At 60.0% G+C, this 13,404-nt stretch carries 17 protein-coding genes and 1 pseudogene; 10 read left to right on the top strand and 8 right to left on the bottom strand.

Annotation, left to right across the window (positions count from 1 at the left end; translation table 11 throughout):
* Positions 1–3 precede the first annotated feature (3 nt).
* The 3 genes from QWE_RS26055 to QWE_RS18105 form a co-directional block, all read right to left on the bottom strand.
* Positions 4–300, bottom strand: coding sequence for a type II toxin-antitoxin system RelE/ParE family toxin (locus tag QWE_RS26055; protein ID WP_100220937.1), 297 nt, complete (start codon positions 298–300; stop codon positions 4–6).
* Positions 284–469, bottom strand: a complete 186-nt coding sequence (locus QWE_RS18100) for a hypothetical protein (RefSeq protein WP_006727621.1) — start codon at positions 467–469, stop codon at positions 284–286. The genes QWE_RS26055 and QWE_RS18100 overlap by 17 nt, the downstream gene beginning before the upstream one ends.
* Positions 470–552: 83 nt before the next feature.
* Positions 553–810, bottom strand: coding sequence for a YjhX family toxin (locus QWE_RS18105; protein ID WP_006727622.1), 258 nt, complete (start codon positions 808–810; stop codon positions 553–555).
* A gap of 274 nt (positions 811–1,084) precedes the next feature.
* Between QWE_RS18105 and QWE_RS18110 the strand changes: the two genes are divergently transcribed.
* Entirely contained in the window at positions 1,085–1,594 is a 510-nt protein-coding gene (locus QWE_RS18110) for a GNAT family N-acetyltransferase (RefSeq protein ID WP_006727623.1), read from the top strand.
* Here the strand turns inward: QWE_RS18110 and QWE_RS18115 are convergent.
* Positions 1,576–1,926: a DUF1294 domain-containing protein gene (locus QWE_RS18115; protein ID WP_006727624.1), complete on the bottom strand. Its 351-nt coding sequence runs from the start codon at positions 1,924–1,926 to the stop codon at positions 1,576–1,578. The two genes, QWE_RS18110 and QWE_RS18115, sit on opposite strands and share 19 nt — an antisense overlap.
* Positions 1,927–2,064: 138 nt before the next feature.
* Here QWE_RS18115 and gatB point away from each other — a divergent pair, with 138 nt between their 5' ends.
* Genes gatB through QWE_RS18130 form a run of 3 tightly spaced genes read left to right on the top strand, consistent with a single transcriptional unit; the run spans position 2,065 to position 5,284 of the window.
* The gene (gatB, locus tag QWE_RS18120; protein WP_006727625.1) at positions 2,065–3,570 is read left to right on the top strand and encodes an Asp-tRNA(Asn)/Glu-tRNA(Gln) amidotransferase subunit GatB; all 1,506 of its coding nucleotides are present in this window, start codon (positions 2,065–2,067) and stop codon (positions 3,568–3,570) included.
* Positions 3,571–3,575: 5 nt separating this feature from the next.
* Positions 3,576–4,775 carry a TIR domain-containing protein gene (locus QWE_RS18125; protein WP_006727626.1) on the top strand — a complete coding sequence of 400 codons (1,200 nt, stop codon included), beginning with the start codon at positions 3,576–3,578 and terminating at the stop codon, positions 4,773–4,775.
* Between the two features lie 11 nt (positions 4,776–4,786).
* Positions 4,787–5,284, top strand: a complete 498-nt coding sequence (locus QWE_RS18130) for a GNAT family N-acetyltransferase (protein ID WP_006727627.1) — start codon at positions 4,787–4,789, stop codon at positions 5,282–5,284.
* 27 nt (positions 5,285–5,311) lie between these two features.
* Here QWE_RS18130 and QWE_RS18135 read toward each other — a convergent pair whose 3' ends face one another.
* On the bottom strand, positions 5,312–5,746 hold the full coding sequence (locus tag QWE_RS18135; protein WP_052018216.1) for a hypothetical protein: 435 nt from the start codon (positions 5,744–5,746) through the stop codon (positions 5,312–5,314).
* A gap of 57 nt (positions 5,747–5,803) precedes the next feature.
* On the opposite strand from QWE_RS18135, the gene QWE_RS18140 reads away from it, so the two are divergent.
* From QWE_RS18140 to QWE_RS18165, 6 genes and pseudogenes are all read left to right on the top strand, one after another.
* Positions 5,804–6,271, top strand: a complete 468-nt coding sequence (locus tag QWE_RS18140; protein WP_006727629.1) for a GNAT family N-acetyltransferase — start codon at positions 5,804–5,806, stop codon at positions 6,269–6,271.
* Between the two features lie 108 nt (positions 6,272–6,379).
* The gene (locus QWE_RS18145; protein ID WP_006727630.1) at positions 6,380–6,778 is read left to right on the top strand and encodes an NADH:ubiquinone oxidoreductase subunit NDUFA12; all 399 of its coding nucleotides are present in this window, start codon (positions 6,380–6,382) and stop codon (positions 6,776–6,778) included.
* A 107-nt stretch (positions 6,779–6,885) separates the two neighbouring features.
* A pseudogene (locus QWE_RS25820) lies at positions 6,886–7,320 on the top strand (DUF2155 domain-containing protein); the annotation flags it as partial.
* A gap of 462 nt (positions 7,321–7,782) precedes the next feature.
* Positions 7,783–8,022, top strand: coding sequence for a hypothetical protein (locus QWE_RS18155; RefSeq protein WP_006727632.1), 240 nt, complete (start codon positions 7,783–7,785; stop codon positions 8,020–8,022).
* Between the two features lie 107 nt (positions 8,023–8,129).
* Positions 8,130–9,179, top strand: a complete 1,050-nt coding sequence (locus QWE_RS18160) for a sensor histidine kinase (RefSeq protein WP_052018217.1) — start codon at positions 8,130–8,132, stop codon at positions 9,177–9,179.
* Between the two features lie 164 nt (positions 9,180–9,343).
* Positions 9,344–9,823: a VOC family protein gene (locus QWE_RS18165; RefSeq protein ID WP_006727634.1), complete on the top strand. Its 480-nt coding sequence runs from the start codon at positions 9,344–9,346 to the stop codon at positions 9,821–9,823.
* 9 nt (positions 9,824–9,832) lie between these two features.
* Here QWE_RS18165 and QWE_RS24495 read toward each other — a convergent pair whose 3' ends face one another.
* The 3 genes from QWE_RS24495 to coxB are packed head-to-tail and all read right to left on the bottom strand — an operon-like array spanning position 9,833 to position 13,402.
* The gene (locus QWE_RS24495; RefSeq protein WP_006727635.1) at positions 9,833–10,168 is read right to left on the bottom strand and encodes a hypothetical protein; all 336 of its coding nucleotides are present in this window, start codon (positions 10,166–10,168) and stop codon (positions 9,833–9,835) included.
* Position 10,169: 1 nt separating this feature from the next.
* Positions 10,170–12,695 carry a cytochrome c oxidase subunit I gene (gene ctaD, locus QWE_RS18175; protein WP_006727636.1) on the bottom strand — a complete coding sequence of 842 codons (2,526 nt, stop codon included), beginning with the start codon at positions 12,693–12,695 and terminating at the stop codon, positions 10,170–10,172.
* A complete protein-coding gene (gene coxB / locus QWE_RS18180; protein WP_240532576.1) occupies positions 12,692–13,402 on the bottom strand; it encodes a cytochrome c oxidase subunit II in 711 nt (236 codons plus the stop codon). The genes ctaD and coxB overlap by 4 nt, the downstream gene beginning before the upstream one ends.
* Positions 13,403–13,404: the final 2 nt, after the last annotated feature.

The following is a 13,404-nucleotide window of genomic DNA, read 5'->3' on the forward strand; positions in this document are numbered from 1 at the left end:
CCCTCAGTCTTCCGACGGCGGATAAAGCATGCGCTGATGAAGAACGGTCACTATGTCGAGTTGTGCGGTTGAGACCATTCGATAAATGATCGTGTAAGGCAGCCCGTGCACCGGAAACTCGCGAGTGTCGGCGACAGAACCCGGTCGACCGAGCATCGGATAATGCCCTAGTGTCTCGGTGGCCTGTCGGAGACGTGACAGAATCCTGTCGGCAGCAAGTTCGTCTCGGTCGGATATATACGCATGAATGGCGATGAGATCTGCATTCGCTTGTGGTGAGAACTTAACGTTCAAAGCCAAAGCGCTCCCAAACCTCGGCGGCCGGAATCATCGATTCTCGATCTTCGCACTGCTTGAGGGCGTGGGTGATCTTCTTCACCTTCCAGGCCTCATACTCCGCCGGGGACGCGTTCGCCGACGGCGGGGCGAAGTCGATGTCTTCTGAAGCTTGTGGTTTCGATTCAGCCATTAGACGACAATAGCGCAACTTGGATCCAAGGCCAACTGGATCGATAGGGACCGGCACCGCGTTCAGCGGTGCCGGCCCCAAGCTCACCTATTGTCCAACTCGGCCCTGACGAGCTTCAAGCCTCGTTCGGTAATCCGATAAGGCTTGCCGTCTTTCGAACTGATCGCCTTCAGGCGTTTCAGCCGCCGGAAGAGTTCGATGTCGAAGCCGGGATAGAGCCAGCCGTCGCGGGAGAAGCACAAGGCCTTCTCGATCTTGCGTCGGTCGTCGCGGTGGAGTTCGATCCAGCCGCCTTGGGCCATGAGGTGAAGGATACGCTGGTCCGAGCGTGAAATGTCCATGATGAGATGTCCGGAGAAACGCGCTGCCTAGCGCGCATGAAAACGGGTCCGGCGCCTGAAGGCGTCGGGGCTTCGTTTTCTGGCCCTGGCCGTTGGATCCTTCAGCGGATCGCGGGCAGGGCCTTTACCGGGTCTCGGACAAACCGAACATCAAAACTCCTGTCGGCGGTGTCTTCATATCACGACGCACCGCGCGGCGTCGATGACCGCAATGTCACACGCTCTGGCCAAGAATCATCACCAATGTTTTACTGTCGCCAACAAAGAGGTGAGGATGGTCACGATCCGCAAGGCACGACAGGACGATACAAGGCTGCTGACGGAGATCGGCATGCGCGCCTGGCGCAAGGCCATGGCGTCCGTCGGCGAGGCGGAGGAAATGGCGGCAAATGCACGTGACGCTTTTGCGCGCTTCACGGAAGACGGCTGGATCACCATCACTGTCGTCGAAGTCTCCGGCGTTCCCGCCGGTTGGGCAGCGCGCGAAGACATGGATGAAAACATCACCGATTTCTGGATCGAGCCGGATCTGGAGGGGCAGGGGCTTGGCACTGCCTTGCTGCAGGCGGTCGAGGAGGGACTGAAGGCACAAGGCATCCCGCTCGCCCGCCTTCAGACCCATGCGATGAACAGCGATGCACTGAAGTTCTTCGAGAAAAAGGGCTATCAGGTGAACTGGCTGACTGTCAGCTATAATCCCAAGCTCGATCGCGATGTGCAGTCCGTTGGCCTCTCCAAATCGCTGTCGGAATCCGGCGGCAGCGGCTACGGCCAGGAATTCTGAATCAGCCGGCTAAGAAGCAAAGCAGCCTCGTTCAACGCCTGAAGGAGGGCGTCTGGAATGAGCGCGATCACCAGGACGATGGTGAGGTGCAGCCCCGCCATGAGCGGCAGCAGGACCGGAAAAGCCCCTTTCCGCGTCTTGTGACGCAGAAGTCGCTGACAGGCAAAGGCGCCCAGGCCGCCGCCGAAAACCGCAAGCAGGATAAGGGTGTCTTCCCGCACGCGCCAAGCCCCTTGTTTGGCCGCCCTCTTGTCGAAGGCATAGACGAGGAACACGATCCCGTTCCAAAGGGCAAAGATCGCAAGCAGGGTGAGGATGGCATCGATTGTCATGACGTCCGAAGTCTAGGCAGTCTTTGTGCCTTTTCCGTCAACGGAGGGTCGCGTTGCCAACATCCCAGAAGTCTTGCACCTTCTGCGCAATTGCTCTACCTCACGAGGCAACACGTCCACGCATGACACGAGCATCCGATGACCCTGGTAGACACCCGCACACCCGATCCGAAACGCTTCATTCCCGGTGCCACCGGTGATTGGGAAGTCATCATCGGCATGGAGGTCCATGCCCAGGTGCTGTCGAATTCCAAGCTCTTCTCCGGCGCTTCGACGGTCTTCGGCAATGCGCCGAATTCCAACGTTTCGCTCGTCGATGCCGCCATGCCTGGCATGCTGCCCGTGATCAACGAGGAATGCGTGGCCCAGGCCGTGCGCACCGGTCTTGGCCTCAAGGCTCAGATCAACAAGCGCTCGATCTTTGACCGAAAGAATTATTTCTATCCGGATTTGCCGCAGGGCTACCAGATCTCACAGTTCAAGGATCCGATCGTCGGCGAAGGCAAGATCATCATCTCGCTCGGCCCCGACCGTCAGGGTAATTTCGAAGATATCGAGATCGGCATCGAGCGCCTGCATCTGGAACAGGATGCCGGCAAGTCGATGCATGACCAGCATCCGACCATGTCCTATGTCGACCTTAACCGCTCTGGCGTCGCCCTGATGGAAATCGTGTCGAAGCCCGACATGCGCTCGTCCGACGAAGCCAAGGCCTACATGACCAAGCTGCGCTCGATCGTGCGTTACCTCGGCACTTGCGACGGCAACATGGACGAAGGCTCGATGCGCGCCGACGTCAACGTGTCCGTGCGCAAGCCGGGCGGCGAGTTCGGCACGCGCTGCGAGATCAAGAACGTCAACTCGATCCGGTTCATCGGCCAGGCCATCGAATACGAAGCCCGTCGCCAGATCGCGATCATCGAGGATGGCGGGACGATCGACCAGGAAACCCGTCTCTTCGATCCGGGCAAGGGCGAGACCCGCTCGATGCGCTCGAAGGAAGATGCGCATGACTATCGCTACTTCCCCGATCCGGACCTGCTGCCGCTCGAATTCGACGATGCTTACATCGAGAACCTGAAGAAGGATCTGCCGGAACTGCCTGACGACAAGAAGGCCCGTTTCGTGTCGGAGCTTGGTCTCTCCGTCTACGACGCGTCCGTGCTGGTCTCGGAAAAGGCGATCGCCGACTATTTCGAAGCCGTGGCAGAAGGCCGTGACGGCAAGACGGCTGCCAACTGGGTCATCAACGACCTGTTGGGCGCCTTGAACAAAGCCGGCAAAGCCATTGAAGAGACTCCGGTTTCGCCCGCACAGCTCGGCGGCATCATCGACCTCATCAAGGCCGAGACCATCTCCGGCAAGATTGCCAAGGACCTCTTCGAGATCGTCTGGAACGAGGGCGGCGATCCGGCCGAGATCGTCGAAGCGCGCGGCATGAAGCAAGTGACCGACACCGGCGCCATCGAAAAGGCCGTCGATGAGATCATTGCCGCCAACCCCGACCAGGTTGCCAAGGTGCTGGCAAAGCCGACGCTTGCCGGCTGGTTCGTCGGACAGGTGATGAAGTCGACCGGCGGCAAGGCCAACCCCCAGGCCGTGCAGGCGCTGGTCAAGGCCAAGCTGGGTATACCAGAGGAGTGAGATGATTGCTGTACGATTGCTTTCTTTGTCACGCGAAAGAAGACAAGCAGTTTACTGACGATCTATACCTGGCGCTGAGGCGTGCGGGTCTGAATCCCTGGATGGATAAGCCTCCGCAGCCGTACGAAGATTTTGGGATATCATATGGGGCGGACTGGGACCATTCGATACGAACTGCGATAAAGAACTCTGCCCTGTTTCTCGCGATTTTGTCGTCTGTTTCAGTTGGCAAGCGCGGTTATGTACAGCGGGAGTACAAGCTGGCTCTCGACGCGATGGCCGAAATTCCCCACGGCAGTATATATTTGCTGCCTATCCTGATCGATGAATGCAAAATACCTGATATAAAATTGGATGGGGTCAAATTTAACTCCTATCAGGCAATGGAGCTCCACAACAAAGATTTAAATAAGCTTGTTCGTTACGTCACTTCCTTGTGTGAGCCTCGCAGAAGAGAGGACATTTACCATTTCAAAGCTCAATCCGCTTCGGATCTCGTGAACGCGGTGTCTTCGAATTGTCAGATCTCTCTAGCCCCTGAAATAGGTTTGTCGAGCGCAACTTCGCTTTCTGGATTGAATTTCAGATTTGTCAGATCCTTCGACGGCTTAGGTTTGGAAATTCATAATGTGGATGGATTTTCCATCGTATCAGAGCAAACAGAGCGCGCACATCTGTCTATAGAACCTAGATACGCAAACGTATTGACTTTCCGGGGATGCACAAACCTTCGGCTAGTAAATCTTAAGCTTGGGCACTTCCCCGAAGAGGGTTACTGCACCGGTGGCGTTCTAGAGTTTTCGGGCTGCGAGAATGTTGTCATAGATAATTGTGAAATGTATGGTTGTGGCACCTTCGGGTTAAAGTTTGACGGGTGTAGCAATGTATACGTGAATAACTCGATTATTCGCGATTGCTGTTACGGTATAGCTGACATAAACAATTCATCAAATCTAATGTTTGACGGCCTTCGAGCATTTAATAACAGGGAATTTTATGGATTTTCTATAGTGGGGAGCCGTGATGTCACCTTCAGAAGAGCTGATGTGTTGATGAACAACGTTAAGGGGGATCTGTTCGAGGTTATTGATTCAGAGCTCATAAAAATCCAAAACTCTCACATAGTCGATAACAGCTATTCACATTTCTCAAAGTCTGAGCAATCAATCGAGATTGTAGATACTTTGATTAGCGATAAAATTTAGAGATGACTTCCGTGTTCTTTGTCCGCACAGCCAACGAACGGGATGTCGAACCGCTCCGCGCCCTGCTGATGCTGAGTTTCCACGCGACCTATGACCGGTTCTACGGGCCGGCCAAGGTTGCCGAGCTGATCGCGGCTTGGCACTCGCCGGCCGAGATCAAGCGGCGCATCCATGTCAAAGGCGGCGAATATCTGGTTGCCGACGATGGCAAGCGGATCGGCGGCATGGCCTTTGCGGCCATCTCCGAAAAGCTGACCAAGACTGCGATCCTGCACCAGCTCTATGTGCATCCGGATCATCAGCGCCAAGGCATCGGTCGCGATCTCTTCGCCGAAATCGAGACTTGTTTTCCCGATGCCGAGATCCTCAGGCTGGAAGTCGAGCCGCAGAATGCCGGCGCCATCGCCTTCTACGAGGCGCATGATTTCGTCGAGGTCGACAGGACTAATAATTGCGGCGGTCCCGATAGCGGGATCGAAGCGGTGATCATGGAAAAGCCGCTCAAGTGAGCGGCATTTTTGTTGCTGGCGCAAACGTCAGTTGAACGGCGGTTCGGTCACCGAGCCGTCCTCGTCGATCAGCTGCACGGCGGTGCATTCGATCAATCCGCTCTCCTGTGCATTGCTGCAGGCAAGCTCGGCCGCCTTCAGCGCCAATTCCTTCGACTGCCAGCCGCAGGAGAACTGGTGCCAGTGCGGCCCGCCATCCGCCATCATGAAGACATCGACGCTCCAGTTGCCCGGAGAACACACTGCATTCACCTCACAGGCCTCGGCCGTCCCGCCGCCTTCGATACATTGTTTGACGGCGCAGTCGATGGCGCTGGCCGCGTCCTTTTCCGCGCAGAGCCCCGAGCTCATTTCCGGTGCCTGCACATAGGCGATTGCCTTGCGACCTCCCTCCTGCGCTTGAACGGCCACGGTTGAGAGCGTTACGCACAGAATAGTCAGAAGTGGTCGCATGGCTGTCATCAAGAAGTCCCCCGGGATCGCTATGGAGGGCAAGGCTAGCGCAACAGCGGGGGCAGCATGCAAGCGCATTCGACACGGATCCGGGAAGCCACCGAGAATGATCTGGAAGCGATCGTCTCCCTCTTCGCCGATGACCCCTTGGGCGGCCATGGCGACACGGCCGATCCTGAGGCCTTGCCCTGTTATCGCGCCGCTTTCCGGAAGATCGCCGCCTCGCCAAACGAGACGCTCTATGTCGCCGAGCTCGACGGCGAAGTCGTCGGCACCTTCCAGACGATGGTCACCACGACCATGACGGCGCGCGGCTCTTCCTCGCTGATCGTCGAGGCGGTTCAGACCCGCGCCGACATGCGGGGCAGGGGCATCGGCGCGGCGATGATCAATTTCGCAATCGAGAGAGCCCGCGAGGAAGGTATGCGCCTCGTCCAACTGACGTCGAATGCTGTGCGCAAGGATGCCCATCGCTTCTATGAGCGACTCGGCTTCACACCTTCCCATATCGGCTTCAAGTTGAAGCTGAAATGACGGGGGTGCGACGGGGAATCACTGGACAAGCCGAGAGTGAGGCGGCATAAGCGACGAAGGATCGACAAGGCCGTTCTGCGGCCTGCGGTAATTGCCCAAGGATAAGACATGAAGCAGCTTCTCTTGCAGATCTTCACCTGGTGGAACGGTCAGACCATGGGGACCCGCTTCTTTACCTGGCGTCACGGCAAGCGCGTCGGCGAAGACGAGTTCGGCAATGTCTATTACGAAGGCCCGATGACGAGCTGGGGCCAGCCGAAGCGTTGGGTAATCTACAACGGTTACGCCGAAGCCTCGAAGATTTCTGCCGGCTGGCATGGCTGGATGCATTACCGCACCGACACGCCGCCGTCGAAGGAAGACTACAAGCCGCGTGAATGGGAAAAGGCGCATCGCCCGAACCAGACCGGCACCGCAGCCGCCTATCGCCCGCAAGGCTCGATTTCCGCCACCGGCGAGCGTCCGCGCGTCACCGGCGACTACGATGCCTGGACGCCGGGCAGCTAATACCCGATTTGGCCATAATCCGGCATTAGGGCCTCTATCGTGAGGCCCTTCTTGTATCTGGCATCCGGTCGAGACGGGCAAGAGGATCGATGAAAGCGAGCGGGATGATGAAGTTGAGTGCATGGGCATGGGCCATTCCGGTAGTCGGGTTCGCCGCTGCCGCTTCGCTTGGTCTGGCCGGCAAAGCCAATGCCGCTCGCCTCGAAAATCCCGTCGCCGAATTTGCCGGCATCGACAAGATCACCGGCCGCATCACCACCTTCGACGTCTATGTCAACGAAACGGTCCAGTTCGGCGCCCTGCAGGTGACGCCCAAGGTCTGCTACTCGCGTGACGAGACCGAGGCCCAGAAGATCGATGCCTTCATCGAGGTCGATGAGATCACGCTGGACCGCAAGATCCGCCGCATCTTTTCCGGCTGGATGTTCGCCGACAGCCCGGCGCTGAATGCCGTCGAGCACCCGATTTACGACGTCTGGCTGACAGGCTGCAAGGTCGAGTCCGAGGTTCCGCCGCCGCCCGGTGTCGAGGCCGTCGCCAAGCCCGCGCCGGAACCGGCCAAGCCCGCAGACGCCGCAACGCCGGCGCCCGCAGCAGTCTCCGCTCAGCCGGGTGCGCCGGTAACGGACCCGTCTCAGGCCCCTATGCCGAGCGAGGATCCCAATCAAACTGTTGTTCCGCCGCTCGATGCGCCTGTCGAAGTGCCCAGCGAAGACTTCGGAGGCGCTCTGCCCGAACAAGACGGTCTGCAGCAGGATGACCTTATTCCGGACGGTCAACCGCTGCCGCCGCCGACCCAGGTCACACCGCCCCCGGGCGTCGGCCTCTTCTGACGCTCTTCCAAGGCATGCCTGCTCGGTTTATCCGGGAAGGGATCTCGCGGCTTGCCATCCCTCGTCGCGGTGGCGCCGGGGTGCAATCCGCGCATTACGATCGATAAACCGTTCAAGATCATTGACATCCCGGCGGGTGAGAACAATAAGAGAACAAACAGGAGTTCCCTTATGTCGCTCGCCGAAAAATTCATTGTCCTGCCGTTCAAGAAGAACCGGGGCAACATCGTGCCCGGCGAGATGCGGCAGGCCTCCAGCGCCGCCTCGGCTGAAAAGATCGCCGCCGCCATGTCCGCCCGACACCTCGGCGTCGCCGCCTATTCCATCCAGGTCGACGAGGAGAGCGGCGATATGACCAGTCCCAAGCTAATCATCGCCTTCGGCGAGACAGCTGATCTGACGGTGAACTGACAGAGCCTTTACGGGCCCCAGCATGACGTTTCCGGGTTGCCAGCTGTCGTTTTTGATAGCAAGGATTCCGCTGGATATTTTCTTTTCGAATTGGACCGATATTTCAGATGACTGACCCTGTGATGCAGTCCAAGACCACGGTTTCTGCCGTCGACAGCATGGTAGGCGAACTGACGGCGGCGGACCCGCTGCTGGTCGGCAATGACGCCTTTCTAGCGGCGATCCTGAGCGGCTCCGGTGATTGCATAAAGGTGCTCGACCTCGAGGGCCGCCTGCAATTCATGAGCGAAGGCGGCAAGCGGGTCATGGAAGTTGACGATTTTGCGCCGCTCAAGGGCTGCCCCTGGCCGGATTTCTGGAGTGGCGATGGCAACACCGCCGCCAGACAGGCCGTGGATGCGGCGATTGCCGGCAAACCGTCCCGTTTCTTTGGTGAAGCGAACACAGTGAAGGGCAACAGCCGCTTTTGGGAAGTTCAGGTGGCACCGATATTCAAGGCCGACGGCAGCCCCTCCCATATCCTGTCGATATCCAAGGACATCTCGGACGTCACCGACGCCCGGCAGCGGCTGGAGCTCTTGAACGGTGAGCTGCAACACCGCATCAAGAACACGCTTGCCATCGTTACCGCTATCGCGCGCCAGACCCTGAAGGGCGACGATATCCGCGATCGCCGCGATGCCTTCACGGGTCGCTTGCAGGCTCTGGCCGAAGCCAATGACATGATTTCGACGAAGGCGCTGCAGAACGCGCCGATCCGCGCCGTTGTGGAGAATGCGCTGCGCCCGCATGTGCAAAACGAGCATCGCGTCTCGATTTCCGGCCACGATCTCGACCTGACCGCAAAACACGCCCTGACGGTGGCACTCACCATCCACGAGCTGGCCACCAATGCGACTAAATACGGCGCCCTCTCGGATGGCAATGGCAAGGTCGACATTCGTTGGCAGGTCGACCGCAGGGCGGAAAATTCCGCCGAAGGTTTCCAGTTCTCTTGGCAGGAAAGCGGCGGACCGCATGTGCATGAGCCGAAGACGCAAGGCTTTGGCTCGAAGCTCATTTCGCGAATCTTCGCTGCCGATTTCGCCGGACAGGTCAGCGTCGAATACCACCCGACCGGCCTTGTTTGCACCATGAGGGCGCCGATCCCGCAATAAGCGGGATCACAGCGACACTATGCAGCAGGATTGCCGGGCTCGACCGTACCACCAGGGTTCGGACGCTTTGACCGGCATCATTGGGTTTCCGCCGTGATACGCTGCGGCGCATCATTGGTGTCCTGTCACCTGGAGTGATTGGAAATCTCAATGGGAGGAGAGCCATGACCCTTGCAAAGAACACTGTCTGCATCTGGTACGATCGCGACGCCGAAGAGGCGGCGCGCTTCTATTCCACCGTCTTCCCCGACACGGAACTGAAGGCCGTTCACCGCGCCCCGAGCGATTATCCCGCCGGCAAAGCGGGTGACGTCTTGACCGTCGATTTCACCGTTGCCGGCATTCCGTGCATAGGTCTGAACGGCGGCCCCGCCTTCAAGCACTCGGAAGCCTTCTCGTTCCAGATCGCCACCGAGGACCAGGAGGAGACCGACCGCTACTGGAATGCCATCGTTGGCAATGGCGGCCAGGAGAGCGCCTGCGGCTGGTGCAAGGACAAATGGGGCATCAACTGGCAGATCACGCCAAGTACCCTGACCGAAGCCATGGCCGCTGGCGGTGAGGAAGCGAAGCGGGCGTTCGAGGCCATGATGGAAATGGGCAAGATCGATGTGGCCAGGATCGACGCGGCGCGGCGAGGGTGAGGCTGGACTTCAGCACAGGGTGAGCCACATCACTCCACCATAGGTGATGACCGTCGCCACAAGGGCTGCCGCCTGCAGCAGGCCGGCAATCTTGTGCAGCAGCCGGACCTCATCGGTTTGTGGCTCAGTGAGTGCCCTGGTCGCAAACCAGTGCAGCCCACCGATCAGCGCCAGTACCAGGACGAGCATCACCGCGAGCAACAGCCGCAGCGCCGAGACCGGGCCGACATCGATCTGATCCCAGCCGAGATGGCATCCGGTCGCCTGGGCGCCGTAGAGCAGCAAAAACGCACCTGACCAGATCACGAAGCCGGTGAGCAGCAGGATGAACGGGGACACTTTCATCTCATCGCCCTCCGATCCCGGTCAGGCTCTGCAGCACGAAGGGGAAGGCGAGCCCGATCAGGCCGGCAACGGCCGTATAGTCGTGCCACAGCCGTCCAATGCGCAGGTCGAGCACGCGCGACGGTCCGATATACCCGCTGTTCCAGCGCCAGAGCCCGTAGATCGCCAGCACCGCGCCGATCGCCGCATGCAGCCCGACATAAACGGCGACCGCAAACGCCGAAGCGGAGGCCGCATGCCCCGTCGGCGCCGGGATGGACATCAGCAGCACCGCGACCGCGCCGACGCTGATGATATGCGCCGCCAGCGTTACCGCCAGGCTCGTGACCGTCCGGCCGGGCTGACCATCGGCGAAGCGTCCGGCGATCGCAGCCGTGACGAGTGCGCCCGCACCGATCAGTGACGGCAGGACGAAGGTGAAGTCCAGATCCGGCGGCGGCCAGTTGGGGGCGGAAAGCCAGAGGAAGAAGGCACCGAAGACCAGCGAGGTGTAAAGCGTCGCATTGGCGGCAAGCGCAAAGACCACAGCCCACCACGAGGGCGGCTGCGCCACTTCCTGGTGATGCAGTGCCCGTTCGCCGCGCCCAACGTCCAGCGGGCCGATCTCGTGCTTCAAGCCTGTCGCCGGTGTCCAGAGGAAGAAGAGAATGATCACCGCGACAAAGGCAACGGGTGTCAGCCAATAGATCTTGGCCAGCAGACTGGCGAAAAAGGCAGCCGTCGCGATCGCCGTCCAGAGCGGCAGATAGGTGGGGCGCGGAAGCACGACCACATGGTCGAGGCGACCGCTCACCATGTCGACGGTCAGCGTTTCCATCCAGCCATTGCGCATGAAGCCGAGATAACCGCGCCCTGCGGCGAGCTCCGGGCCAAGGCTGTGCGGTTTGAGCGCATCGGCGCGGGTGTCGATATGCGGCAGCGAGCCGAAATTGTAGGATGGCGGCGGCGTGGGCGTCGCCCATTCCAGCGTTCCGGCTTCCCAGGGGTCGCGGCGGAATGGTCGGCCATGGCGAATGAGCATGATCAGGTCGAGGGCCACCAGCGCAAAACCGATCGTCATCACGAAGCTGCCGACCGAGGAGATGAAGTTCAAGACCTCCCAGCCGGCTGCCTGCGGATATTCGAAGACCCGGCGCGGCATGCCACGCAGGCCCGTCAGATGCATGATGAAGAAGGTGACGTTGAAGCCGATGAAGACCAGCCAGAAGGCGGGCTTCGACAGATGCTGCACGGGCTGGCGCCCTGTGATGTGCGGCAGCCAGTAATAGGCCGCCGCCATCATCGGAAAGACGAAGCCGCCGACCAGCACGTAGTGCAGATGCGCCACGACGAAATGCGTGTCATGCGCCTGCCAGTCGAAGGGCACCATGGCCAGCATCACCCCCGTCAGGCCGCCCGCCACGAAGACGAAGAAGAAGCCGAAGACATGCAGCATGGGGATGGAATAGCGGGGTCTTCCATGCGCCATGGTGGCAAGCCAGGCAAAGATCTGGATGCCGGTGGGGATGGCGACGAGCGCACTGGCCGCCGAGAAGAAGGACAGCGCCACATGCGGAATGCCCACCGTGTACATGTGGTGCACCCAAAGGCCGAATGACAGAAACGCCATGGCGACGATGGCAGCCACGATCAGGCCGTAACCTTCCAGTCGCGTGCGACACAGGACCGGAATGATGGTCGATAGCGCGCCGGCGGCGGGCAGGAAGATGATGTAGACCTCCGGATGGCCGAACAGCCAGAACAGGTGCTGCCAGAGCAACGGATCGCCACCCCGTAGAGGGTCGAAGAAGGGCAGGTCGAAGGCCCGCTCCACCTCCAGCAGAATGGAGCCGAGAATCAGCGGCGGGAAGCCGATGATCATCATTCCTGCGACCACCAGCATGTACCAGGCAAAGATCGGCATCCGCGTCAGCGACATGCCCGGTGACCTGAGCTTCAGGATCGTCACCATGATCTCGATGGCCGCCGCCAGCGCCGAAATCTCGACGAAGGTGATGCCGAGCAGCCAGACATCGGCATTGATGCCGGGCGAATAGGGGCGCGAAGAAAGCGGCGTATACATGAACCAGCCGCCATCGGGCGCAATACCGAAAATGAGCGCTGCGACCAGGAAGGAGCCGCCGAACAGGTAGCACCAGTAGCCATAGGCCGACATGCGCGGGAAGGCGAGGTCGCGAGCGCCCAGCATCTTCGGCAGGAGATACAGTGCCAGCCCCTCGAAGAAGGGGATGGCGAACAGAAACATCATGATGACGCCATGCATCGTGAAGACCTGGGCATATTGGGCGGCATCGAGGAAGGCGCTGTTGGTCGAGGCGAGCTGTGCCCGGATCAGCATGGCGAGTACGCCGCCGATCGCGAAGAACACGAGTGCCGTCACCATGAAGCGCTTGCCGACAACGGTGTGGTTCACCGCCGACAGCCTCTCTAGGCCATGGCCCGAGCCCCAGACGGCGTCGAGCTCATGGTGCAGCCGGATCGCCGTTTCCGGTGTCTGATAGCCCGTCTCGGGTCTGGCGTCGTTCATGGTGCGGACACTCCTGCGGCAAGTGCGGTCAGACGTTGGCGATAGGTTTCGGGCGGATGGGCTTCGACGGTAAAGCGCATGCCGGCATGGCCGGTGCCGCAATATTCGGCACAGATGCCGCCATAGCGGCCCGGCACATCGGCCTTGATGCGCACGACCGTCTCATGCCCGGGCACGGCATCGATCTTGCCGGCGAGCCTCGGGATCCAAAAGCTATGGACCACGTCGGCACTGGTGACCCGCACCTCGACCACGCCGCCGGCCGGAATATGCAAGGTCCCGTCCGTCGCCACGTCGTCCCCGAGATCCGGATAGCGGAAACCCCAATGCCACATGGCCCCATGTGCCTCGACACGGGCGACCACCGGCTCGTTCTGCCAGGCGCCGATTAGATATTCCCCTTGCGCCATACCATAGGCCATCAGGGCGACCAGTACGGGAACGGGCAGAAACAAACCGCCGGCGATCATCCAGCCCTTGGGCGAGAGGCTGCGTCCGAAGCCGGGTTTGAAGAAGACGAGGCCGAGGAGCGCAAGGACGAGCGCGAGGATGAGACCGGAGCCGATGAACATGATCCACCAGAGATTGGCGATTGCTCCGGCATAGGGGCCGGCTGGGTCCAGCGTTGACAGATCGCCCGAACAGGCCGTCAGTGTAAGGCCGATCACGCCGAGGAAAGCGATGCGGTGGAACATTCGAGCCCGCATCG

The sequence above is a fragment of the Agrobacterium albertimagni AOL15 genome (genome assembly GCF_000300855.1).
GTDB classification, from domain to species: Bacteria; Pseudomonadota; Alphaproteobacteria; order Rhizobiales; family Rhizobiaceae; genus Allorhizobium; species Allorhizobium albertimagni.